This is a genomic window from Streptomyces sp. ISL-87 (genome assembly GCF_018614095.1).
Taxonomy (GTDB): Bacteria; Actinomycetota; Actinomycetes; order Streptomycetales; family Streptomycetaceae; genus Streptomyces.
On the sequence record NZ_JAGGOY010000139.1, the window covers coordinates 1 to 21,874 of the forward strand.

Below are 21,874 nucleotides of genomic sequence, written 5' to 3' on the forward strand. Positions count from 1 at the left end.
GCCGGGGGCGCCCACCAACAACCGGGCGACAAGCCGATCGCCGACCCGGGCCGGTGTCGGGTGGGGGCTGGGGTGTTGTCCGGGACGTAAAACGTGATTTGTGGCGCGACCAAGCCAGCACTTCTCAGGCACGGATCAGGCGCCTAAATCATGAGTCCCGGACAACACCCCAGCCCCCACCCGGCACCGGCCCCCACCCCCGGAAAGGCCGGCCGGCAACCCCGCCCGGCAGCCACAGGCGGCACCGGCAAAAATCAGCCCCGCCGGCGCTTGAGGCGCGGGGTCTGGGGCGGAGCCCCAGAGGCCCGGAGGACGCCCGGGCAACGGCAGGACCCCGCCCCGGGGCGAGGCCCCACACCCTGGGGCAAGGCCCCACCCCGTCCACCGCCCGGCCAGGGCAAGGGCAAGGGCAAAGATCAGCCCGACGCCGGCTTCGCCTTAGTCCACGGCCACCGGGGCCTCGGCTTCTCGCCCGACGGCGCGTAGGTGTACTTCCAGCCCTTCTGGAGGCCCAGGCGTCGGCTGTAGCCCGACGGAACCCGTTCGTAGAGGAGGACCGTCGGGGGGCCGCCCTCGGCGGACGGGACCGGGATCTCGTACCACTTCGGCGGGTGGCCGGTCGGGCCGAGCAGGATCGGGAGGATCCGGCCGTCCATGGGGCCGCCCTCGAAGGGGGTCGGTTCGCTTCTCACCCGACCAGTGTCACAGCAGGTGCGCCGCCTCGGAGACCACCGGGATCACGCGCCGGGCCAGGACCCCGACCGGGCCGTCCGCCGATTCCAGGGCCAGGGCGGCGCGCGCCGCGGCCGCCGTCTCGGGGTCCGTGGCGGCCGTCGCCGTCAGGAGGGCGATGAACTGGTCCACCAGCCAGTCGCGGAGGGAGCCGACCTCCGGTTGTTTGCCTTCGTCGATCCATATGAGGGAGGCCGCCTCGACCGCCGTGATCCAGGTACGGACCATCATCCGCAGGCGCGGACCCGGCGCGGGCACGCCCAGGTGGACGAGGATCTGCTGCGCGGCGGCCCGGCGGATGCCGTCCACGGTCGCCGTCGTGCGGGAGGTCTCGACCACGCTCCCGCCCTGCAGCAACGCGCTGAAACCCGCGTCGTGTTCGTCGACGAAGGCCAGGTAGCGGTCCAGGGCCCGGGAGAGCCGCTGGGTCAGCGGGCCGGCCTGGGGTTCCGCGAAGCAGAGTTCGAGGAGGTCGGCCGCCGAGCGCAGGGCGGCTTCGTACAACTGCTGCTTGCCGCCCGGGAAGTAGCGGTAGACCAGGGGCCGCGAGACGCCGGCCGCCTCCGCGACGTCGTCCAGGGAGACGTCCTCCGGCGCACGGTGCGCGAACAGCGACAGCGCGGCGTCGAGGAGCTGGGCCCGGCGCTCCTCGACGCTCAGCCTGCGGTACGCGCGTACGGTCATGTCCGCAGGGTAGCCCGGGCAGCCCCACCGCATGGGCTTCAGGCCAGTAGTCCCGAGCTCTGCCAGAGCTTTCGGCCGACCCCGCGCAGCACGCCGATGTCGTCGAGGAAGTCGGTGAGCCGCTTGGCGCCGGTCTGCATGACCTCGCGCCGGTGGCCGCTCGCCTTGACCTGGGCCACGGCTTCGCGGCGGTCCAGGCCGATGTTGTCGTAGACCTGGGGGTTGACGAAGGCCAGGGAGAAGACGCGGGCCGCCTCGCCGCAGCTGATGCGGGTGAGTTCCTGTTCCCAGCGGGGGGCCGTCAGCATCTGGCGGCGCAGTTCCTCGCGGGCGTACCGGACGTGCCGGGCCTCCTCGATGACGTGGATCCGGGTGACCCCGCGCACCAGCGGCTGGACGCGCTCGTCCGGGAAGGTCAGGCGCTGCATCCAGTCGAGGATCTCCTCGCCGAGCAGGGTGCACGCGAAGGAGCCGGGGGTGGTGGAGACGGTCTTCAGGATGCGCGCGAGGTTGTGGTTGAGGCGGGATACGGGGTACGCGGGGGCGCCGGCCTTCTGGATCATGCGGGCGAACATCATCGAGTGGCGGCACTCGTCGGCGATCTCGGTGAGTGCGTAGCGGACGTGATTGCTGGTCAGCGACTTGTCGTAGATGTGCCGGACCAGCAGCTGCATCAGGATGATCTCGAACCAGATGCCGAGCGAGCCGAGCGCCGCCGCCTCGTGGCGGGAGAGGTCGATGCGCTGCTCCTCCCCCATCTTCTTCCACAGCGGGGTGCCGTAGAGCGAGAGCAGCTCGGGCGGCCAGTAGTACTTGCCCTCGATCGCCGGGGCGTCCCAGTCGAGTTCCTTGTCGGGGTCGAAGGAGTGCTTGGCCGAGGATTCGAGCAGTCGTTCGGCGATCTGTTCGCGGTCCTTGAGGAGGCCGAGCGCGTCCTGTAGGACCCGGCGATCCGTGCGGTCGGTCGTGGTCGTCATCGCGGGGGCACCTCGCCCATTTTTCGGGGATTTCGTGGATGGCGCCGGGGTTACCAGCGGTCATGACTGTGGTCACCGCTTATGAGACTGCTTGTCAGCAAGGTCGTCAATCCCCTGCGCACGACTTGTTGACCCGCCGTCTACCAACGTGTGACCCTGCCAACTGTCCACTCCTGCACGGGAGTACGTGAGACGAGGGGGCGTCAGTGTCGACGCACGAGCTCTACACCAACGACCCGGGCGAGGGCGTCTGGCAGGTTCCGGCCTCCGGCGCGGCCCGCTTCAGCTGGGAATACGACGGCGGCCGCGAACGGCTGCTCGCGCTGTACCAGAAGGGCAAGGACAAGCAGTGGGACGGCGCGAAGCGGATCGACTGGGACCTGGAGGTGGACCCGAACGATCCGCTGGGCACCCCGGACGAGGCGCAGACGCTCTACGGCACCCGGTACTGGCCCAAACTCAGCGACAAGGACAAGGGCGAGCTGCGCCGCCACTACACCGCATGGAACTTCAGCCAGTTCCTGCACGGTGAACAGGGCGCGATGGTGTGCGCGGCGCGCATCGTCGAGTCGGTGCCCGACCTGGACGCGAAGTTCTACTCCGCCACCCAGACCATGGACGAGGCCCGGCACGCCGAGATCTTCGGGCGTTTCCTGCACGAGAAGGTCGGGATGCTCTACCCGATCAACGACAACCTCCAGGAGCTGCTGGGCGACACCCTGCGCGACTCCCGCTGGGACATGCCCTACCTCGGCATGCAGGTGCTCATCGAGGGGCTGGCGCTGGCCGCGTTCGGGATGATCCGCGACACGACCGACAAACCGCTGCCGAAGCAGATCCTGGCCTACGTGATGCAGGACGAGGCCCGGCACGTGGCGTTCGGGCGGATGGCGCTGCGCGACTACTACAAGCAGCTGACGGACGCCGAACTGCGCGAGCGCGAGGAGTTCGTGATCGAGGGCTGCTACCTGATGCGGGACCGGCTGCGCGGGGTGGAGGTGCTGGAGAACTTCGGCATCCCGCGGAAGGAGGCCGACGAGTTCAGCGAGCAGTCGGAGTTCCTGCACCTCTTCCGGAAGCTGCTGTTCAGCCGGATCGTGCCCTGCGTCAAGGACATCGGACTGTGGGGCGAGCGGCTGCAGAAGGCGTACCTGGACATGGGCGTCTTCGAGATGGGCAACTCCAACCTGGAGCTGCTGATGAAGCAGGACGAGGAGATCGCCGAGGCCCTCGACCGCGAGCGGTTCGCGGCCGAGGAGGCCGAGCGGGTGGCCGAGGTGGAGGCCGTCATCGCGGAGGGGGCCGACACCTGAGGCGATGCGACGCTTCGGGGACACGCGACTCGGATGAGGCGACGCGATGCGCTGCGCTGCACTGCACTGCACTGCACTGCGGGTACACGCGACTCGAAGCGTGCGACACGGCCACAGGCGGCCACGCGCTCGGCGGTTCAAGGGGCGCCGGCCGTGCCCTACAGCGCGGCCTCCATCACCGCCCTGGCGATCGGCGCGGCCGCGCTGTTGCCGCTGATGTCCCCCCGGTCCGCCGCCGCGTCCTCGACCACCACCGCGACCGCGACCGCCGGCAGCGGCGCGCCCTCCGCCCTGGCCCAGGAGATGAACCAGGCGTACGGGGTGCCCGCGTTGCCGACGCCGTGCTGCGCGGTGCCCGTCTTGCCGCCGACCACCGCGCCGGGGATCGCCGCGTTCTTCCCGGTGCCGTTCTCCACCACCTTCACCATCAGCTCCTGGAGCCGCATCGCCGTCGCGGGGTTCATGGCCCGGCCCGGCGTGTGCTGGTCGCCGCTGCGGACCGGGGACCCGTCGTCCTGGGTGATCCGGTCCAGCAGATAGGGGGACTTGACCTCCCCGCCGTTCGCGACCGCCGCCGCCACCATCGCCATCTGGAGCGGGGTCGCCTTGGTGTTGAACTGGCCGATCGAGGACAGCGCCAGCTGGTCCGGGCTCATGTCGGTGTCGAAGTCCGACCGCGACACCCAGGAGGGCACCCGCAGACCGTCGTCGTTGAACCCGAACCGCCGGGCCGCCTCCACCATCTCGCGCAGCCCGACCTGGACCCCGATCTTCGCCATCACCGTGTTGCAGGACCACTGCACCGCCTCCGCCATCGAGGCGTCCTGGCAGCCGGTGGCCGCGTTCGGCAGCAGGGTGCTGGTCCCGGGCAGCGGGTACGGGTCGGGGGTCCGGGTGGGCGCGTCCACATCGGTTACCACGCCGGAGTCCAGGGCGGCGGCCGCCGTCACGATCTTGAAGGTGGAGCCGGGCGGGTACGTCTCGCGCAGGGCCCGGTTGAGCATCGGCTTGGCGGGGTCCGCGTTGAGCCGCGCCCAGGCCGCCTTGACCTGCGCGCCGGTACCGGAGAGCAGCGCCGGGTCGTACGAGGGGCTGCTGACCAGCGTGAGGATCTTCCCGGTGGCGGGCTCGACCGCCGCCACCGCGCCGCGTTTGCCCCCGAGGCCCTTGTACGCCGCCCGCTGCATGGCGGCCCGGATGGTGGTCGCCGCGTTGCCTCCGGCCGGGCGGCCGCGGGCCAGGTCGTACCAGAGCGGGAATGCCGAGAGCCCCGGGTCCGTGCCCGCCAGGATCCCGTCCTCGGCGCTCTCGACGAAGCTGGTCCCGTACGTCTGGGAGGAGAAGCCCGTGACGGGTGCGTAGAGCGGGCCGTTCGTGTAGGTCCGCTCGTAGCGCAGGAGCTGGCCGCTGTCCCGGGAGCCGGTGACGGGCCGCCCGTCGACCAGGATGTCCCCGCGCGGCTGTGCGTACCGCTCGATGGCGGGGCGTTTGTTGGCCGGGTTCGCGCCGTAGGCCGCGGATTCCCAGACCTGCACGCGGGCCACGTTGACCAGCAGGGCGGCGAGCAGCAGGGCGCAGAAGTAGGCGCACCAGCGGATGTAGCGGATCACGCCGCGACCTCCGCCTCTTCCTCAACGGGGCGGTCGGGGCGGTCGGGGCAGTGGGGTCGCGGCCTGCGGGCGCTGTCGCTGAGCCGGACCAGCAGCGCCACGATGATCCAGTTGGTGACGACGGAGGAGCCGCCCTGTGCGAGGAAGGGCATCGCCATGCCGGTGAGCGGGATCAGCCCGGTGACGCCGCCCGCGATGACGAACACCTGGAGGGCGATGATCGAGGCGAGCCCGGTCGCGAGCAGCCGCCCGAAGGAGTCGCGCAGGGCGAGCCCGGCGCGGAAGCCGCGGGCGACGAGGAGTCCGTAGAGGAGCAGGATCGCGGTCAGGCCGACGAGGCCGAGTTCCTCGCCGGCCGTGGCGAGGATGAAGTCCGACTTGGCGGCGAAGCCGATGAGGAAGGACTGGCCGTGGCCGAGGCCGGCGCCGAGGAGCCCGCCGGCGCCGAAGGCGAAGAGGGACTGGGCGAGCTGGCCGGGGCCCTCGCCGCGTTCGATGGAGGCGAAAGGATTCAGCCAGTCGTCCACCCTGCTGTTCACGTGCGGCTCGAACGTCGCGACGGCGTAGGCGCCGAGGGCGGCGAGGAGCAGGCCGATGGCGATCCAGCCGATCCGCCCGGTGGCGGTGAACAGCATGACGACGAAGAGGCCGAAGAAGAGGAGCGAGGTCCCGAGGTCCCGTTCCAGGACGAGGACGCCGACGCTGAGCAGCCAGATGGCGAGGATCGGGCCGAGAACGCGCCCTGGCAGGAGTTTCAGCTTCCACAAGAGGCGGCGGCCGCCCAGCGCGAGGGCGGTGCGGTTCGCGGCGAGGTAGGAGGCGAAGAAGACGGCGAGCAGGATCTTGGCGAACTCCCCGGGCTGGAAGGAGAGGCCGGCGAACCGGATCCAGATGTGGGCACCGTTGACGGCCGGGAAGAAGACGGGGACGAGCATCAGCGCGAGGGCCGCGGCGACGGACAGGTACGCGTAGCGCTGGAGCACGCGGTGGTCGCCGAGCAGGGTGACGACGAGCACGAACAGCGTCAGCCCGAGGGCGGACCAGAGGAGTTGCTCCCCGGCGGTGGGATGGCCGGGGGTGGTCAGGTCGAGCCGCTGGATGAGGACGAGGCCGAGGCCGTTGAGCAGCACGGCGATCGGGAGCACGAGCGGGTCGGCGTACGGGGCGCGCAGGCGGACGGCGAGGTGCGCGAGCAGCGCGGCGGCGGCGAGGCCGCCGGCGTAGCGGGTGGCGGTGGGCGGGATGTGGCCGGTGGTCGCGAGGCCGACGTAGAGGTGGCCGAGGACGCAGATCACGACCGCACCGGCGAGCAGCGTCAGCTCGACGCCGCGGCCCTTCGGGGCCCGGCCGTCGGGGGGTGGGGGCGGGGCAGGCTCCGCCACCTTTGCCGTCAGAGCGGTCATATGGGGAAACGTAGCAAGCGGGCGGGTCGTATGTCCGGCTATGCCATAGTGTGCCGAGGAGTCGTCAGAAGTCTTGCAGGAACGGTCAGGAGTGGGAGCCGCGGCACATGGGACCTGTGGAATTCATCGTCCTCGCCTTCCCGGAGGAACAGCTGCGGGTACCGGCGGTCGAGGCGGTGATCGGGCTCCGCAAGACCGGGGTCGTACGGCTGATCGACGGGCTCGTGACGACGAAGACGGCGGCGGGTGAGGTGCTGGCGGCGGAGTTCGACGAGTTCATGGAGCTACGGGGCCTGCTGGCGCACCGGGAGGCGGCGCGGCTGATCGGGCCGGAGGACGTACGGGAGGCGGCGGAACTCCTGGACCGGGGCAGCTGCGCGCTGCTGCTGCTGGTCGAGCACGTGTGGGCCGAGGACGCGGCGATCGCCGTACGGGCGGCGGGCGGGCGGATCGTGGGCTCGGTCCGGATCCCGGCGGAACGGGTGGGGGTGGCGTGATGTTCATCCGACCGGTGGGGGTGACGGTGTCGGCGGCGGTACGGCCCGCGGGGCGGCCGCTGCTGCGAGGGCTGTTGACGCGGGCCGCGGGCGCGCAGGCGGCGGCCGCGGCGGAGTCCGGCGAGGGGGGCGCGGCGGGGGACGCGGTTCCGGCGAGCGCCTGGGGCGAGGTGGAGTTCGCGGGCGAGCCGGACCTGGAGGAGGCCGCGGAGACGGCCGGCCAGCCGTGGGAGCCGGCCGAAGCGCTGGCCGCTGAGGACGAGGCTCCGGGTGCGGGTCCGAGTCCGGGTCCGGGTGCGGGCCCGGGCCCAGGTGCGGGCCCAGATGCAGGCCCAGGTGCGGGGCCAGGTGCAGGCCCAGGCCCAGGTCCGGGTGAGGCGGGCGGGCCGGTGGCGTCCGGTGGCCTGGCGGCGGAGCTGGCCCTGCTGGCCAACTTGGCCCGGGAGGGCCTGCTGACGCCGGAGGAGTTCACTGCGGCCAAGGCCCGGATCCTCCAGCCTTGACCGACGCGGCCCCTGCTGCGGGAGCTATGGAGGCGGGCCGCAGGCGCCCCGACAGGGGTGGGCTGGATGGGTGGGGTTGGGGGACGTGGCCGAGGGGGGTGGGGGGTTTGTCATACCGGGTGTGTCAGCATCGGCGGCCTGGAGGTGATCACATGTCCCGCCAGGTGCTCCGCGCCGCCTGCATCGCCGCCGTCCTCCTCACCGCCGGCCCCCTTCCCCACGCCCGGGCCGAGCCCGTAGGGGTGCTGCTCAATCGGTTGCAGGGCCTGTACCAGAAGGCCGAGGAGGCCGCCGAGGCCTACAACGCCGCCGAGGTCGCCCTCAAGGCCCGCCAGGAGGAGGAGCGCCGGGTCACCGCCGAGCTCGGCAGGGCCCGTACCGCCCTCGGCGCCGAGAAGGCCACCGCCGGGCGGCTGGCCCGGGAGCAGTACCAGGGGGCCCGGGGATTCTCCCCGTATGTCCGGATGCTGCTCGCCGACGACCCCCAGTCCGCCCTCGACCAGCGCAGGCTCGCAGCCCGCGAGGGCGCCCGGCAGGCCGGCGTACTGGCCCGGATGACGGAGGGCGCGCACAAGGCCGACGCGCTCGCCACCGCCGCCCGCAAGGCGCTGGACGACCAGCGGGCCCTGGTCGGCGAGATGGAGCGGCGCAAGGACGAGGTCGGCGGGCAGCTCAAGGAGGTCGAGCGGATGCTCGCGGCGCTGACCCCGGAGGAGGTCTCGCAGCTCGGTGCGCAGGAGGCCAAGAACACCGCCGGCGCGCAGCGTGCGCTGCTGGAGTCCGGCCGGCTCGGCACCGCCCGTACGCCCACGGCCGCCGGCGGGGAGGCGCTCACCTACGCCACCGCCCAGCTCGGGAAACCGTACGTCTGGGGCGCGGAGGGGCCGGGGTCCTTCGACTGCTCCGGGCTCACCTCGCAGGCCTGGGCGCACGCCGGGCGGTCCATCCCCCGGACCAGCCAGGAGCAGTGGGCGCGGCTCCCGAAGGTGCCGCTCGATCAGCTGCGGCCCGGTGACCTGGTGGTCTACTTCCCCAAGGCCACCCATGTCGCCCTGTACATCGGGGAGGGCAAGGTGATTCAGGCTCCGCGGCCGGGAGCCAAGGTCAAGGTCTCGCCGATCGCCGCGAATCCGCTCCTCGGGGCCGTGCGGCCCGATGCCGATGCCACCCCGCTCGAGACGTTCACCCCGCCGCCGCTGCCCGAGGAGGAGGCCGGGACGGCGGGGGACGACACCGGTTACTCCGAGGCCGAGGCGCCCGACACTTCCGCCAGGTAGTCCGCCGTGTCCTGCGGGTCGTAGAAGTACGCGTCGAAGTCGGCCGGGTTGTCGAAGCCATTGGCGAATCGATCCGCCACCGGCTGAAGCTGCCCGGCCGCACCGATCAGGCCCAGTACGTGCTCCGGCGGGACGCCCAGCATCGCGTTCGTCCACTGGGTCACCGGCTTGCCCGTGGTGAACCAGTACTTGTCGAACGTCGCCTTCATCCACGCCTCGTCGAACGGGTTGTCCCCGTGCATCAGGATCGAGGAGAGATACGAGGCCGCGCACTTGGCGGCGGAGTTCGAGCCCTGGCCGGTGATCGGGTCGTTCGCGACGACCACGTCCGCGACACCCAGCACCAGCCCGCCGCCGGGGAGGCGGCCGATCGGGTTGCGGACGACCGGCGCGTACCGGCCGGCGACCGTGCCGCCCGCGTCCGTCAGCTCGACCTTCGTCGCCCGCGCGTACTCCCAGGGCGTGAACTTCTCCATCAGCTCAAGGGTGAGCGACAGGTGCTCCGCCGGGTCCAGCCCGCCGTTGAACGCGTCCAGCGGACCGCCCGGGATGCCCTCCCAGAACAGGATGTCCGCCCGCCCGGAGGTGGTCAGCGTCGGCATGACGAACAGCTCGCCGACACCCGGGACCAGGTTGCAGCGGACGGCTTCGGTGTCCGGGTGTTCGGGGCGCGGCCCGAGCCCGTGCACGTACGAGACCGCGAGCGCGCGCTGCGGCGCGTCGTACGGGGAACGCGCGGCGTCCCGCCCGAACATCGACACCAGCTCGCCCTTGCCGGCGGCGACCAGCACCAGGTCGTATGTACGGGTGAAGAAGTCCAGGTCGGCGACCGACGCGCCGTGGATGACCAGCTGCCCGCCGCGCTGCACGAAGGTGTCGATCCAGCCGGCCATCTTCACGCGCTGGTCGACGGACTGGGCGTAGCCCTTCAGCCTGCCGAGCCAGTCGATGGCACGGGTGGTGTCGGGGGCGGCGACGGAGACACCGAGGCCCTGGATCTTCGGGGCCTGCTGCTCCCAGAAGTTCAGCCGGAGGTCGCGCTCGTGCTGGAGGGCGGTGTCGAACATGACCTGGGTGGACATGACCCGGCCGGTGCGGATCTCGTCCGCCGTCCGGTTGGACATGAGGGTGACCTCGTACCCCTTGGCCTGGAGTCCGAGGGCGAGCTGGAGACCGGACTGGCCGGCCCCCACGACGAGTATCTTGCGCATCTCACGTTCTCACTTCGCGTCTGTTCGGGCGGGTCGGGGTTCGGGTTCTGCTCGGCTGCCCAGGTCCGCCCGGTCTACTCGGGCGTGGCGTCCAGGGCGTGGGTCACCAGGGCCAGCAGGGATTCGACGACCGTGGCCCGGCGCCTGGCATCCATGATCACGACCGGGACGTCCGGCGGAATGCTGAGCGCCTCGCGCACGTCCTGCGGTTCGTACGAGCGGGAACCGTCGAAGTGGTTGACGGCGACGGCGTACGGGAGCCCGCAGCTCTCGAAGTAGTCGAGCGCGGGGAAGCAGTCGCGCAGCCGGCGGGTGTCGGCCAGGACGAGCCCGCCGACGGCGCCGCGGACCAGGTCGTCCCACATGAACCAGAACCGCTCCTGGCCGGGGGTTCCGTACACGTAGAGGACGAGGTCGTCGTCGAGGGTGACGCGGCCGAAGTCCATGGCGACGGTGGTGGTGCCCTTGTCCGGGGTCGCGGACAGGTCGTCGGTGGGGAGGCTGGCCTCGGTCATCACCGCCTCGGTGCGCAGCGGGGTGATCTCGGAGACGGAGGAGACGAAGGTGGTCTTGCCGACGCCGAAACCGCCCGCGACCAGCACCTTGACGGCGACGGGCGCGCGCGAGCGGTCGTACTGCCAGGGCTGGACGGGCTCGTCGTCAGCGATGGGCGGGACCGGGGCCGGGGCAGGGGCCGTGACCGGGCCCCGGGCCGCCGGGTCAGAGACGGCGAAGACCACTGAGCACCCTTTCGAGCAGCGCGCGTTCGGGGCGGCCGGGGCCGTGCCCGGTCCCGTAGACGCGGATCCTTCCCTGGTCCGCGAGGTCGCTGACCAGGACGCGGACCACGCCGAGCGGCAGCTTCAGCAGCGCGGCGATCTCGGCGATGGTGCGCATGCGGCGGCAGACCTCGACTATGGCCGGCATCTCTGGCATGCGGTCGGGCCGGTCGGCGGGGTCGGGCTCTGCGTCCAGGGCGGCGACGAAGGTCTCGACGAGCAGGACGTGCGTGAAGCGGGTGCGGCCGCCCGTGAGTGAGTACGGGCGGACGCGGGCGGGGCGGCGGTCGGCGCCGCGTATCGGCAGCCGGTCGGAGGCCGTACTCCTCACGGGGTCTTCTCCATCGACTGGCGCAGCTCGCTGCGGACTTCGGGGGTAAGGACGTGGCCGGCGCGGCCGACGAACAGGGCCATGTGGTAGGCGACGACGCTCATGTCGCAGTCGGGGGTGGCGTGCACGCCGAGGAGCGAGCCGTCGCTGATCGACATGACGAAGACGGAGCCGTGCTCCATCGCGACCATGGTCTGCTTGACGGCGCCGCCGTCCATGAGGTCCGCGGCGCCGGTGGTGAGGCTGCCGAGGCCGGACACGATGGTGGCGAGGTCGGCGGATGCCCCGCGGGGGCCCTTGGGGCGGGCCGGGGGGTTCTGGGGGGCGGCGCCCGCCTCCGCTGCCGTCGGCTCGGAGGAGAGCAGCAGGAGCCCGTCCGAGGACACGACGGCCACGGAGTTGACGCCGGGTACCTCCTCGACCAGGTCGGTCAGCAGCCACTGCAGGTTGCGGGCCTGGGTGCTCAGTCCGTACGTACTGGGCGCGGTCATGTGCGTGCCTCCTGTGCGGTGTCCCCCTGGTCGGTGTGTGTCTGCCCTTGCCCCTGGCCGTGTTCTTGCCCGTACTCCTGCTCGTGGGCTAGCTCGGCGGCGACGACGCGCCGCCCGTCCTGGGCCCCCTGGTAGAACCCGCCGAGGCGGCGGCGCAACTCGTCGGCGTCCACGCGGCGCGGCGGCTCGGGCCGTACGTCGTCCGCGCGCGGGGCGGCCACGGCACGCGGGGTGCGCTTGGGCAGGCCCTTGTCGGTGACGGCCTTGTCGGTGACGGCCTCGTCGGGGTGACTCCCCTGCCGGGGCAGCCAGTTGCCACTGGAGTCATCCGCCCGCCGGTGCCCCTCCGAGGTGTCGTCGCCGGCGTCGGACCCCTCCGGCCCGGGGACCGCGACCAGCGGCTCGGCGTCATACAGCGGCACCGGACGCACCTGGGCAACCGCCTCGCCCTCCGCCCCAGCGGCACTGAAACCCTGCCCGGCCGCAGCCGGCTCGCGGTCGGAGTCGGCGTCCGGGCCCGGGTCCGGGTCCGGGTCCGGGAGGGAGAACTCCTCATCGGCCGCAGCCGGCTCCACCTCGACGGCCGGGGCCGTGTCCGGGACCACCCGGGCCAGCAGCTCCTCGGCCGGCGCGGGCCCGGCCGCCGGGGCCGGGAGGGGGAAGTCCTCGTCCTCCGCAGGCAGCGCCGCGTCGATGGCCGGGGCCGGAGCCGTGTCCGGTTCCTGGACGGTGAACACCTGGTCGGCCGGCGGCAGCGCACCCTCCGAGGCGGTGAACGCCTCATGGGCGGGCGGCAGCTCCGCCTCCGCCTCCCCGGCGGTGAACACCTCGTCGGCAGGCGGCAGCTCGGCTTCCGACGCCGAGCCGGTGAAGATCTGGTCAGCCGGAGGCAACTCGCCGTCGACGGCCGGAGCCGCGTCCGGGACCACCCGGGCCAGCAGCTCCTCGGGCGGCGCCAGTTCCGTGGGCGGAGTGGCCGCGTGGCGGGGGCGGGGGAGGAGGGTGTTTTCGTTGGCCTCCGCGATCACGCCCGGGAGTTGCAGTGCCGGCGCGCCCGGGGTGGCCAGGGTGTGGACCGGGGAGACCGGCGGGGTGGCCGGGAGGATGGCCGCGGGGAAGACGACCAGGGCCTCCGTGCCGCCGTGGCGGCCGGCGCGCAGCTCCGCCGTGACTCCGTGGCGGGCCGCCAGTCGGCCGGCCACGTACAGGCCGAGGCCCAGGCCGTGTTCCGACTCGGGCTCCTCGTCGTACGCCTCCGGCGTGGACAGCCGGGAGTTCAGCGACTCCAGCCGGTCCTCCGTGACCCCGATGCCCTCGTCCACCACGGACAGCACCACGTCACCGGAGTCCATCAGCCACCCGGACACCTTCACCTTCGCACCGGGCGGCGAGAAGGTCGTGGCGTTCTCCAGCAGCTCCGCCAGCACGTGCGAGAGGTCGTCGGCGGCGTGCCCCGCGACCTGCGTGAACGCGGGCAGCACCGCCAGGTCGACCCGCTCGTAGCGCTCGATCTCGCTGACCGCGGCCCGCATGACGTCCACCAGCGGCACCGGTCCGGCCGCGCCCTGGCCGTGTTCCTGACCGGCCAGGACCAGCAGGTTCTCGTTGTGGCGGCGCATCACCGTCGCCAGGTGGTCCAGCTTGAACAGGGTCGCGAGCCGGTCGGGGTCCTGCTCCTTGGACTCCAGCTCCTCGATGACCGCGAGCTGCCGCTCCACCAGCCCCAGGGTGCGCAGCGAGAGCGACACCGAGGTGGTCGACATGATGCGGCGGTGCTCTTCCAGCCCCGCCCGCAGCCGGTCCAGTTCCGCCTCCAGCTCATCCCGCAGCCGGACCGTTTCCGCCTCCGCCGCCTCCCGGCCCGAGGCCAGCGCCTCGTTGCGGCCGATGATGCGGCGCCGGTCGGCGTCGAGCCCGGCGATCCGGGTGTGCAGGGAGACCGTCTGGTCCCGCACCGCGTTCAGGTGGCGTACGACCTCGGCGAACTCGTCGTTGCGGCCCGTGAACCGCACCGGCTCCACCGAGCCCTCCGCCGTCGCCAGCCGTGCGGCGCCCCGCCGGAGCACCGACAGCGGACGGGTCAGCGACCGCGCGACGGCCGTGGACACGCCGACGGCGACCAGGAACAGCACGCCCAGCAGGGCGATCAGTGTCTCCAGGGCGGTGACGTCGTCGTCCCGCAGCGCGGCGAGCGCGGTGGCCCGCTGGCCGGCGAGGGTGGACTCCACCGACCGCATCCGGTCGATCCGGGCGGTGAGCGCCGAACCGACCTCGGCGCCGTCGAGCTTGCGGTCGGCGGTGCTCAGCGTGGGCCGGTCGGTGAGCCGGTTGAGGTAGTCGTCGGCCGTCTTGACCTCGGGGCCCGTGACGGTGGCGGCGAGGGTCTGCCGTACGTCCGGCCGCGCGGCCCGCGCGAAGTCGTCCAGGGCGGCCTGCTCCCGCACCCGCGAGCGCTGGGCGGCGGAGGTGAGCTCGTCCACCACCGCCGAGTTGGGGAGCTGCTCACCGCGGGGGACGGCCAGCGCGGCGAGCAGCAGTCCACGGGTGGCCGAGGCCTGGTCCACGGCCTGGCCCAGCGGGGCCAGCGGCCGGGTGGTGGCGAGGGCGGCCCCGGCGCGCGGCGGGGTCAGCTCGGCGAGCCGGTCGCCCGGCGCGAGCAGTTCCGCGATCACGCCGGCGTACGCCTGGTGCGCGGCGAGAGCGGTGCCCTTGCCGTCGACGGCCTCCTTGCGGACGGCCCGGACGCGGCCAGTGGCCCGGGCGAGCTCCTCATCGGCCTCGGCCCGGACCTCGGCGAGCTGCCGGTCGGTGCGCGCGACGCGCTCCTGGACGGCTCCCTTGGCGGATCCGGGACGGCCCTTGGCGACGTACTCGATGACGGCGTCGCGCTCGTCGCCGAGGAGGTGCGCAAGGGTGAGGGTCTGCCGGGTCTGATCCGCGAGGGTGACCAGGTGCTGGGAGTCGTTCAGTTCCGCCGTGGCGGAGACGACCGCGGGGCTGCCTGCCGCGAGGACGGTGAGACCGGCGACGGCCACGCCGAGGACCAGCCTGCTGCGCACGCGGACGCGGCGTCCTGCGGGGGCTGGGCCGTCGGTGGCGGTGCCGTTCTTCCGAGACCGCTTCTTCTGCACCGGTGCTCGCAATCCTGTACGTGTGCTTGTACTGCTCGTCTACTCGTGTGGCCGAGGTAACGGCCGGTCAACAAGTAAACGCGCCCTGCCCCCTCGTACCGCTTCAGACCTTCGCAGTGTGTTGGGGAGAGAGCCGCACATCGCCCACCCGGCCACCTGAACGAGTGAACAGCACGGAAGAGTTGGCGACCAACTCGGACACCCTGTGCCAGGGCACCCCCATGGACAGGCGGTTGAAAGATCGATGGGGGCTTTGGCAGGATGCCCGCCCACATCCCGTGTCCCGCACGCCCGGGCCGTCCGACCCCTCCCCTTTTGGTACGGACCTTCCCTGGGGGCCGCCCGTCGCCGTGAACCGCCCGCCGGGCAGTATGTCCCCATGCGCATCGACCTGGCCTCCGCCGCCGGCAGCCCGGAACGCCCCAATGAGGACTGGGTGTCGGCCGCGATCCCCGCCTCGGGCGGCGGTGTCCTGGTCGTCCTGGACGGGGTCACCCCGCCGCGCGGCGAGGTCGGATGCGGGCACGGTGTGCCCTGGTTCGCGGCCCGGCTCGGCGGCCGATTGACCGAACTGTCCGGATCGCGGCGGGACATGCCGCTGGACCGGATCCTGGCGGAAGCCATCCGCGACACCGCTGACGCACACCGCGACACCTGTGACCTTTCTCACGTGCGCACCCCGCAGGCGACGGTGGTCGTGGTCCGCTGGGACGAGGCGCACGTGGAGCACTTGGTGCTCTCGGACTCCGTGTTGCTGCTCCAGGCCCCCGGCGGCGAGGTGACGGCGGTGCTCGACGACCGGCTGGACCGGGTCCCGCGCGAGGTGCTGGGCTCGGTGGCCGCGACGGACGCGTTCCGCAACGCCGAGGGCGGCTTCTTCACGGCGGCCGCGAACCCGGCGGTGGCCGCCCACGCGGTGACCGGGCGCACGCCGCGCGAGCGGGTCCGGGCGGTGGCCGCGCTCACGGACGGGGCGAGCCGCTGGACGGACACGTTCAGGGAGGGCGACTGGGCGCAGTGCCTGGCCGTACTCCGCAAGGAGGGCGCGGAGTCCCTGATCGGGCGGGTCCGGGCGGTCGAATCCGACCCGGCGCGCCCGTCGGCCCGCCACAAGCGCCATGACGACGCCTCGGCGGTGTACGCGGAGCTGTGACCGAGGGGGCAGGGGCCGGCCTCGTCGGCCTCGCCGGCCTCGTCGCCCTCGCCGGCCTCGCCGGCCTGCGTACGGGGTTACTCCTCGCCCTGGTTCAACTGGTGCAGCAGTCTGGCCAGTTCCGCCACCTCGCTGCGGTCCCAGTCGGCGAGCTTGCGCATGTACTGCTCGCGCCGGGCGCCCCGTACCCGCAGGAAGCGCTCCCGGCCCTCCTCCGTGAGCCCGACGAGGGAGGCCCTGCCGTCCGCCGGATCCGGCTCGCGGGCCACCAGGCCCAGGACTTCCAGGGCGCGCAGCTGGCGGCTCATGGTGGCCTTGCCGACCCCGAAGTACGCGGCGAGGTCGGTGGCCCGCTGGCGGCCGGCGGCCTCCAGGCGTACGAGGAGCCCGTACGCGGCCGGCTCCAGCTCGGGGTGGAGGGCGCGGGCCATCTCGCCGGACGATGCCCGTGCGCGCCGGATGAAGACGGACAGCTCCCGCTCCAAGGCAAGGAACTCCTGCTCTTCGCTCCCGTGCACGGTCCCGCTCCCATCAGTGGTGTGTGACACCTCGGTCTTTGAGGACCCCCAGTATTTCCCAGCGAGTCGCGCGAAGGGCCCGGGACCCCGCCGGAGCGGGATCCCGGGCCCTCGCGCAGCGGTCAGGCGGCGGCCGTGACGGCGACCTCCGCCTGCGCCAGGGCGAGTTCCAGGACCTGCCGTACATCCGTCACCGGGTGCACCTCCAGCCCCTCCAGCACCTCGGCCGGGACATCGTCCAGGTCGGCCTCGTTCCGCTTCGGGATGATCACCGTGGACAGCCCGGCCCGGTGCGCGGCCAGCAGCTTCTGCTTGACCCCGCCGATCGGCAGTACCCGCCCGGTCAGCGAGACCTCGCCGGTCATCGCGACATCCGTGCGGACCTGACGGCCGGACAGCAGCGAGGCCAGCGCGGTCGTCATGGTGATGCCCGCGCTCGGGCCGTCCTTCGGCACCGCGCCCGCCGGGAAGTGGATGTGGACGCCCCGGTCCTTGAGGTCGGCGACCGGAAGCTCCAGCTCCGCGCCGTGCGAGCGCAGGAAGCTGAGGGCGATCTGCGCGGACTCCTTCATCACGTCGCCCAGCTGCCCGGTCAGGGTCAGCCCGGCCGCGCCCGTCTCGGGGTCGGCCAGCGAGGCCTCGACGAACAGCACGTCGCCGCCGGCTCCCGTCACCGCGAGACCGGTGGCCACCCCGGGGACGGCGGTGCGCCGCTCCGCCGGGTCCTGTGCGGACTCGGGTACGTGGTGCGGCCGCCCGATGAGCGCCCGCAGATCCCCGGCGCCGATCCGGAAGGGCAACTCCCGCTGCCCCAGCTCGTGCTGCGAGGCCACCTTGCGCAGCAGCCGCGCGATGGACCGCTCCAGGGTGCGCACGCCCGCCTCACGGGTGTACTCCCCGGCCAGCTTGCGCAGGGCGTCCTCCTCCAGGACCACCTCGTCGGCGCCCAGACCGGCGCGCTCCAGCTGCCGGGGCAGCAGGTGGTCGCGGGCGATGACGACCTTCTCGTCCTCGGTGTAACCGTCGAGCCGGACGAGCTCCATGCGGTCGGCCAGCGCCTCCGGAATGGCCTCCAGCACGTTGGCGGTGGCCAGGAACACCACGTCGCTCAGGTCGAGCTCGACCTCCAGGTAGTGGTCCCGGAAGGTGTGGTTCTGCGCGGGGTCCAGCACTTCGAGCAGCGCGGCCGCCGGGTCGCCCCGGAAGTCGGACCCGACCTTGTCGATCTCGTCGAGGAGAACCACCGGGTTCATGGACCCGGCCTCCTTGATGGCCCGCACGATCCGGCCGGGCAGCGCCCCGACGTACGTCCGCCGGTGTCCGCGGATCTCGGCCTCGTCCCGTACGCCACCGAGGGCCACGCGGACGAACTTGCGCCCCATGGCGTGCGCCACGGACTCCCCGAGGGAGGTCTTGCCCACCCCGGGCGGCCCGACCAGGGCCAGCACGGCTCCGCCTCTGCGCCCGCCGATGACGCCCATCCCGCGCTCGGAGCGCCGCTTGCGCACGGCGAGGTACTCGGTGATGCGGTCCTTCACATCGCTCAGCCCGGCGTGCTCGGCGTCGAGCACCGCCCGGGCCCCGCGGATGTCGTACTCGTCCTCGGTCCGGTCGTTCCACGGCAGCTCCAGCACCGTGTCCAGCCAGGTCCGGATCCAGGACCCCTCGGGCGACTGGTCGCTGGACCGCTCCAGCTTGTCGACTTCCTTGAGCGCGGCCTCCCGTACCTTCTCGGGCAGGTCGGCGTTCTCGACGCGGGCCCGGTAGTCGTCGGACTCCTCGCCGTCCTTCTCCCCGTTGAGCTCGCGGAGTTCCTTCCGTACGGCCTCCAGCTGCCGCCGGAGCAGGAACTCGCGCTGCTGCTTGTCGACGCCGTCCTGGACGTCCTTGGCGATGGACTCGGCGACGTCCTGCTCGGCGAGGTGGTCGCTCAGCCACTTGATGGCAAGCTTGAGGCGCGCGACGGGATCGCCGGTCTCCAGCAGCTCCACCTTCTGAGCCACGCTCAGGAACGGGGAGTACCCGGAGTTGTCGGCGAGCGCGGACACGCCTTCGATCTGCTGGACCCGGTCCACGACCTGCCAGGCCCCGCGCTTCTTGAGCCAGCTGGTGGCGAGCGCCTTGTACTCCGTGACCAGCTCGGCCACGACGCCGGGCAGCGGATCCGGGACGGTCTCGTCCACGCTCTCGCCCTCGACCCAGAGCGCGGCCCCGGGCCCGGTGGTCCCGGCCCCGATCCGGACGCGGCCGCGCCCGCGGATCAGGGCCCCGGGATCACCGTCGGACAGCCTCCCGACCTGCTCGACCGTCCCCAGCACACCGGTGCCGGCGTACTTCCCGTCGACCCGCGGCACGAGCAGCACCCGAGGCTTCCCACTGCCCGCGGCGGCCTGAGCGGCCTCCACGGCCCCTCGCACCTCGGCATCGGACAGGTCCAGCGGAACAACCATCCCAGGCAGCACGACCTCGTCGTCGAGCGGCAGTACGGGCAGAGTGAGCGTTACGGACGTCGAAGCCATGATCTTCCCTCCGGCAGTCAAGTTGAGCTATGCCGACTCAATGCATGTGCGCCCCTCAATGTTCCCCAACCCCCGTTCGCCTCCGGCGAACAGCCCGGCTGCGGCTCCGGCCGAGGCCCCTCCTGAGGTCCACGCCGCGGCCCGGCTAGGACGCGGAGATGCGGATGTCGCCCGAGGTCGTCTTCGCCGAGGTGGGCGGGGGCGGCCGGGGCGGTGGGGAGGGTGACGTCTCGGTTGCCGGAGGTGGTGGAGACACCGACCTCGTACGGGGCCCGGGGGACCTTCAGGGTGACGTTGCCCGAGCTGGTCCGGGCGGCGACCGAGGTCGGCGGCGCGGTGAATTCCAGGCGGGTGTCGCCCGAGTCGGAGCGGATGTCCGCGCTGGGGCCGGCGGCGTGCCCCACTCGCTCCACGAGCCGTCGTACACCGCCAGGTCCGTATACCCGGCGAGGTCGGCGCCCAGGGCGAGCACGCACGCCGTGACTCCGGACCCGCAGCTGAAGTAGAGCCGCTCCCGCTCCCCGGCCAACGCCCGGAAGCTCTCTCGGAGTTCCCCGGCCGGACGCATCAGCCCATCGGGGCCCTGGAGTTCGCCGAAGGGGAGGTTCAGCGCGCCCGGCATGTGGCCGCCGCGCAGGCCGGGGCGGGGTTCGGGGGCGGTGCCGGCGAAACGTTCACGGGTGCGGGCGTCGAGCACGGCGGCGGCCGGTTCGGCCAGGGCGGCGGACACGGTGGCACTGTCGACCAGCAGCCCGGGGCGCGGGTGGGCGGTGAAGGAGCCGCGCGGGCCCTCGTACGCCGGGCCGGTGGCCTCGACCGGCAGCCCGGCTCCGGTCCAGGCGGGCAGTCCGCCGTCGAGCACGGCGGCCCGGTCGAAGCCCATGGCGCGCAGCATCCACCAGGCGCGGGCGCTGGAGTAGAGGCCGGCGCCGTCGTAGACGACCACGGTGCTGGTGTCGTCGACGCCGAGGGCACGCATCGACTCCTCGAAGTCCGCGGCCGCGGGCATGGTGTGCGGGGCGGGGGCGGCGTGGTCGGACAGTTCGCCGTCGAGGTCGAAGGGGCGGGCGCCCGGGATCCTGTGGTCCGCGCCGCGGTGGGAGCCGACGGAGGCGTCGAACACGACGAGACCGGGCGCGCCGAGACGGTCGGCGAGCCAGCCGGCGCCGACCAGCGGCCCGGACGGCGTGAGGGAGCGGGGGGTGGTCATACGGCGGCACCTCCGGGGTGGGGCAGGCCACGATCCCGGTGCGCCGGCCCGGCTGCGGCTCGCCCTCCCCCGACGCACTCCCCCGCCCGCGCGAACACCGCAACCCGCGCCCCCCGCACCTCCGTCACCGAGCACAGGTCGAAGGACGAGGCCAGCGTCTGCCGCTTCGCCGACTCCCGCGGGTACGGGTCCAGCGGCTGCCCGGCCGGGTCCAGCAGGGCCAGTACCCGGGGGGCGTCCGCCAGCCGGGCCCGGATCTCCGCCGGCGAAAGCTCGGTGCCCTGCAGGCTGCGCGAGGCCGCCGGGGAACGGTCCAGGGCCAGGTCGCGCAGGGGCCCGTACACCTCGGGCGAGGACAGCAGCCACTCGCGCCGCCGCGACGGCATGAACAGCAAGGCGTCCCCCGGGCGGGCCTGCTCCCGGACGGCGGCGGCCACCGCGAGCACATCGTCCTTGCGGCTCTCCGGGGTGCGCAGCCAGACGGACCAGAACCCGAACGGCACCAGGAGGGCGGCCGCCAGCACCCACGGCCACCAGATCCGCACGGCCGCCAGCCGGGCCCCCGCCAGCAGCGCGGGCCCGGCCAGCGCGTAGAGGACGTAGCGGTCGACGTACCAGGGGTGCACCAGCGAGACCGCCATCAGCAGCCCCGGCGGAAGCAGCGTCAGCGGCAGGGCCACCCGGACCAGTTCACGCGGCGCCGACGCCCCCCGGGCGAGGAGCAGTGCCGCGGCCGCGACGACCCCGTACGCCGTCCAGTCCTGCCAGGTCGGCCGCCCGAGCCAGCCCAGCTGCTGCTGCGCCTGCCGCACGCTCACCACGGCCAGCGGCAGCAGCAGGGCCGTCACGACCCCGGCGCTCCACCGCCAGCCGCGCGAGTGCCGGGCAGTGAACCCGTGCGCGAGCAGGGCCAGTACGGCGAACTCGTGCAGCCAGCAGCCGAGCAGCAGCACCACGGTGTACGCGGCCCAGCGCTCGCGCAGCATCAGGTACGTCGCCCACACCACGGCGGCCGCGACGAGCGCGTACGAGCGCCCCTCCTGGGCGTACATCTGCACGGGCGGCAGCACCGCGTACGCGGTCCCGGCGATCAGCCCGGCCCGCTCCCCCGCCAGCCGGTGTCCGACGGCGGCCACTCCGGCCGCGGCCAGGGCGGTGGCGGCGACGGACGGCAGGCGCAGCGCCCACAGGCCTCCGCCACCCAAACCTCCGCCACCCAAACCGCCGCCCCACAGCTCTCCGCCACCCGGACCGCCGTCCCACAGCCCGCCACCCCACAGCCCGCCGTCCCACGCGGCGAACACCCCGTGCATCAGCAGGTAGTACAGCCCGTGGACGGCGTCCACCTGCCCGAGCAGTTCCCACAGGCCGCCGAGCGGGCGGTGCGCCACCTGCCAGGTGACGGACTCGTCGCGCCACATGCCGCCGCCGCGCTCCAGGCCCCAGACGCCGAGCGCGAGGGCCACGAGGGGTGGCAGCCAGCGCCAGGGGGCGATGCGGGTGATGTCGGCCTCCGGGTGCTTTCCGTGCGGGTG

Annotated in this window: 19 protein-coding genes; 5 read left to right on the forward strand and 14 right to left on the reverse strand. The window is 73.0% G+C overall.

Going from position 1 to position 21,874, the window contains the following annotated elements; all coding sequences use genetic code 11:
- Nucleotides 1-416: 416 nt before the first annotated feature.
- The 3 genes from J7I97_RS36365 to J7I97_RS36375 are packed head-to-tail and all read right to left on the reverse strand — an operon-like array spanning nt 417 to nt 2,393.
- A complete protein-coding gene (locus J7I97_RS36365) occupies nt 417-692 on the reverse strand; it encodes a hypothetical protein (RefSeq protein ID WP_214944239.1) in 276 nt (91 codons plus the stop codon).
- 10 nt (nt 693-702) lie between these two features.
- Nucleotides 703-1,416 (reverse strand): TetR/AcrR family transcriptional regulator, encoded by a 714-nt coding sequence (locus J7I97_RS36370; protein WP_214944240.1) that lies wholly within the window; start codon nt 1,414-1,416, stop codon nt 703-705.
- A 38-nt stretch (nt 1,417-1,454) separates the two neighbouring features.
- Nucleotides 1,455-2,393: a diiron oxygenase gene (locus J7I97_RS36375; RefSeq protein WP_214944241.1), complete on the reverse strand. Its 939-nt coding sequence runs from the start codon at nt 2,391-2,393 to the stop codon at nt 1,455-1,457.
- Between the two features lie 206 nt (nt 2,394-2,599).
- On the opposite strand from J7I97_RS36375, the gene J7I97_RS36380 reads away from it, so the two are divergent.
- Entirely contained in the window at nt 2,600-3,706 is a 1,107-nt protein-coding gene (locus tag J7I97_RS36380) for a ferritin-like domain-containing protein (RefSeq protein WP_214944243.1), read from the forward strand.
- Nucleotides 3,707-3,864: 158 nt separating this feature from the next.
- On the opposite strand, the gene J7I97_RS36385 is transcribed toward J7I97_RS36380, so the two are convergent.
- Both J7I97_RS36385 and J7I97_RS36390 read right to left on the reverse strand, forming a co-directional pair.
- Entirely contained in the window at nt 3,865-5,316 is a 1,452-nt protein-coding gene (locus J7I97_RS36385; RefSeq protein ID WP_214944246.1) for a penicillin-binding transpeptidase domain-containing protein, read from the reverse strand.
- A complete protein-coding gene (locus tag J7I97_RS36390; RefSeq protein WP_214944248.1) occupies nt 5,313-6,719 on the reverse strand; it encodes an FtsW/RodA/SpoVE family cell cycle protein in 1,407 nt (468 codons plus the stop codon). The genes J7I97_RS36385 and J7I97_RS36390 overlap by 4 nt, the downstream gene beginning before the upstream one ends.
- 107 nt (nt 6,720-6,826) lie before the next feature.
- On the opposite strand from J7I97_RS36390, the gene J7I97_RS36395 reads away from it, so the two are divergent.
- From J7I97_RS36395 to J7I97_RS36405, 3 genes are all read left to right on the forward strand, one after another.
- Nucleotides 6,827-7,216 carry a DUF6325 family protein gene (locus J7I97_RS36395; RefSeq protein WP_214944250.1) on the forward strand — a complete coding sequence of 130 codons (390 nt, stop codon included), beginning with the start codon at nt 6,827-6,829 and terminating at the stop codon, nt 7,214-7,216.
- Nucleotides 7,216-7,719: a hypothetical protein gene (locus J7I97_RS36400; protein ID WP_214944252.1), complete on the forward strand. Its 504-nt coding sequence runs from the start codon at nt 7,216-7,218 to the stop codon at nt 7,717-7,719. The genes J7I97_RS36395 and J7I97_RS36400 overlap by 1 nt, the downstream gene beginning before the upstream one ends.
- 152 nt (nt 7,720-7,871) lie before the next feature.
- Complete coding sequence (locus J7I97_RS36405; RefSeq protein WP_214944254.1) at nt 7,872-8,996, forward strand: C40 family peptidase; 1,125 nt, start codon at nt 7,872-7,874, stop codon at nt 8,994-8,996.
- Here J7I97_RS36405 and J7I97_RS36410 read toward each other — a convergent pair.
- From J7I97_RS36410 to J7I97_RS36430, 5 genes are all read right to left on the reverse strand, one after another.
- Nucleotides 8,957-10,207 (reverse strand): styrene monooxygenase/indole monooxygenase family protein, encoded by a 1,251-nt coding sequence (locus J7I97_RS36410; RefSeq protein ID WP_214944256.1) that lies wholly within the window; start codon nt 10,205-10,207, stop codon nt 8,957-8,959. The genes J7I97_RS36405 and J7I97_RS36410 overlap by 40 nt on opposite strands.
- A 74-nt stretch (nt 10,208-10,281) precedes the next feature.
- On the reverse strand, nt 10,282-10,947 hold the full coding sequence (locus J7I97_RS36415) for an ATP/GTP-binding protein (protein WP_374103539.1): 666 nt from the start codon (nt 10,945-10,947) through the stop codon (nt 10,282-10,284).
- Nucleotides 10,928-11,317, reverse strand: coding sequence for a DUF742 domain-containing protein (locus J7I97_RS36420; RefSeq protein WP_214944258.1), 390 nt, complete (start codon nt 11,315-11,317; stop codon nt 10,928-10,930). The genes J7I97_RS36415 and J7I97_RS36420 overlap by 20 nt, the downstream gene beginning before the upstream one ends.
- Nucleotides 11,314-11,808 carry a roadblock/LC7 domain-containing protein gene (locus J7I97_RS36425; protein WP_214944260.1) on the reverse strand — a complete coding sequence of 165 codons (495 nt, stop codon included), beginning with the start codon at nt 11,806-11,808 and terminating at the stop codon, nt 11,314-11,316. The genes J7I97_RS36420 and J7I97_RS36425 overlap by 4 nt, the downstream gene beginning before the upstream one ends.
- Complete coding sequence (locus J7I97_RS36430) at nt 11,805-14,939, reverse strand: nitrate- and nitrite sensing domain-containing protein (protein ID WP_308378382.1); 3,135 nt, start codon at nt 14,937-14,939, stop codon at nt 11,805-11,807. Before J7I97_RS36430 ends, J7I97_RS36425 begins: the two co-directional genes overlap by 4 nt.
- A 379-nt stretch (nt 14,940-15,318) precedes the next feature.
- Between J7I97_RS36430 and J7I97_RS36435 the strand changes: the two genes are divergently transcribed.
- Nucleotides 15,319-16,092, forward strand: a complete 774-nt coding sequence (locus tag J7I97_RS36435; protein ID WP_214944264.1) for a protein phosphatase 2C domain-containing protein — start codon at nt 15,319-15,321, stop codon at nt 16,090-16,092.
- A 77-nt stretch (nt 16,093-16,169) separates the two neighbouring features.
- Here J7I97_RS36435 and J7I97_RS36440 read toward each other — a convergent pair whose 3' ends face one another.
- The 4 genes from J7I97_RS36440 to J7I97_RS36455 form a co-directional block, all read right to left on the reverse strand.
- Nucleotides 16,170-16,610 (reverse strand): MarR family transcriptional regulator, encoded by a 441-nt coding sequence (locus J7I97_RS36440; protein WP_308363252.1) that lies wholly within the window; start codon nt 16,608-16,610, stop codon nt 16,170-16,172.
- Nucleotides 16,611-16,732: 122 nt separating this feature from the next.
- A complete protein-coding gene (gene lon / locus J7I97_RS36445; RefSeq protein ID WP_214944269.1) occupies nt 16,733-19,129 on the reverse strand; it encodes an endopeptidase La in 2,397 nt (798 codons plus the stop codon).
- Between the two features lie 283 nt (nt 19,130-19,412).
- On the reverse strand, nt 19,413-20,339 hold the full coding sequence (locus J7I97_RS36450) for a sulfurtransferase (RefSeq protein ID WP_214944271.1): 927 nt from the start codon (nt 20,337-20,339) through the stop codon (nt 19,413-19,415).
- Nucleotides 20,336-21,805, reverse strand: a complete 1,470-nt coding sequence (locus J7I97_RS36455) for a hypothetical protein (RefSeq protein ID WP_308369208.1) — start codon at nt 21,803-21,805, stop codon at nt 20,336-20,338. The genes J7I97_RS36450 and J7I97_RS36455 overlap by 4 nt, the downstream gene beginning before the upstream one ends.
- Nucleotides 21,806-21,874 lie beyond the last annotated feature (69 nt).

Bases quoted from the DNA above. Each gene is read 5' to 3' on its own strand.
- J7I97_RS36370 (WP_214944240.1), bottom strand. From the start codon at position 1,416: ATGACCGTACGCGCGTACCGCAGGCTGAGCGTCGAGGAGCGCCGGGCC.
- J7I97_RS36450 (WP_214944271.1), bottom strand. From the start codon at position 20,339: ATGACCACCCCCCGCTCCCTCACGCCGTCCGGGCCGCTGGTCGGCGCC.
- J7I97_RS36425 (WP_214944260.1), bottom strand. From the start codon at position 11,808: ATGACCGCGCCCAGTACGTACGGACTGAGCACCCAGGCCCGCAACCTG.
- J7I97_RS36410 (WP_214944256.1), bottom strand. From the start codon at position 10,207: ATGCGCAAGATACTCGTCGTGGGGGCCGGCCAGTCCGGTCTCCAGCTC.
- J7I97_RS36390 (WP_214944248.1), bottom strand. From the start codon at position 6,719: ATGACCGCTCTGACGGCAAAGGTGGCGGAGCCTGCCCCGCCCCCACCC.
- J7I97_RS36400 (WP_214944252.1), top strand. From the start codon at position 7,216: ATGTTCATCCGACCGGTGGGGGTGACGGTGTCGGCGGCGGTACGGCCC.
- J7I97_RS36435 (WP_214944264.1), top strand. From the start codon at position 15,319: ATGCGCATCGACCTGGCCTCCGCCGCCGGCAGCCCGGAACGCCCCAAT.
- J7I97_RS36405 (WP_214944254.1), top strand. From the start codon at position 7,872: ATGTCCCGCCAGGTGCTCCGCGCCGCCTGCATCGCCGCCGTCCTCCTC.
- lon (WP_214944269.1), bottom strand. From the start codon at position 19,129: ATGGCTTCGACGTCCGTAACGCTCACTCTGCCCGTACTGCCGCTCGAC.
- J7I97_RS36395 (WP_214944250.1), top strand. From the start codon at position 6,827: ATGGGACCTGTGGAATTCATCGTCCTCGCCTTCCCGGAGGAACAGCTG.
- J7I97_RS36375 (WP_214944241.1), bottom strand. From the start codon at position 2,393: ATGACGACCACGACCGACCGCACGGATCGCCGGGTCCTACAGGACGCG.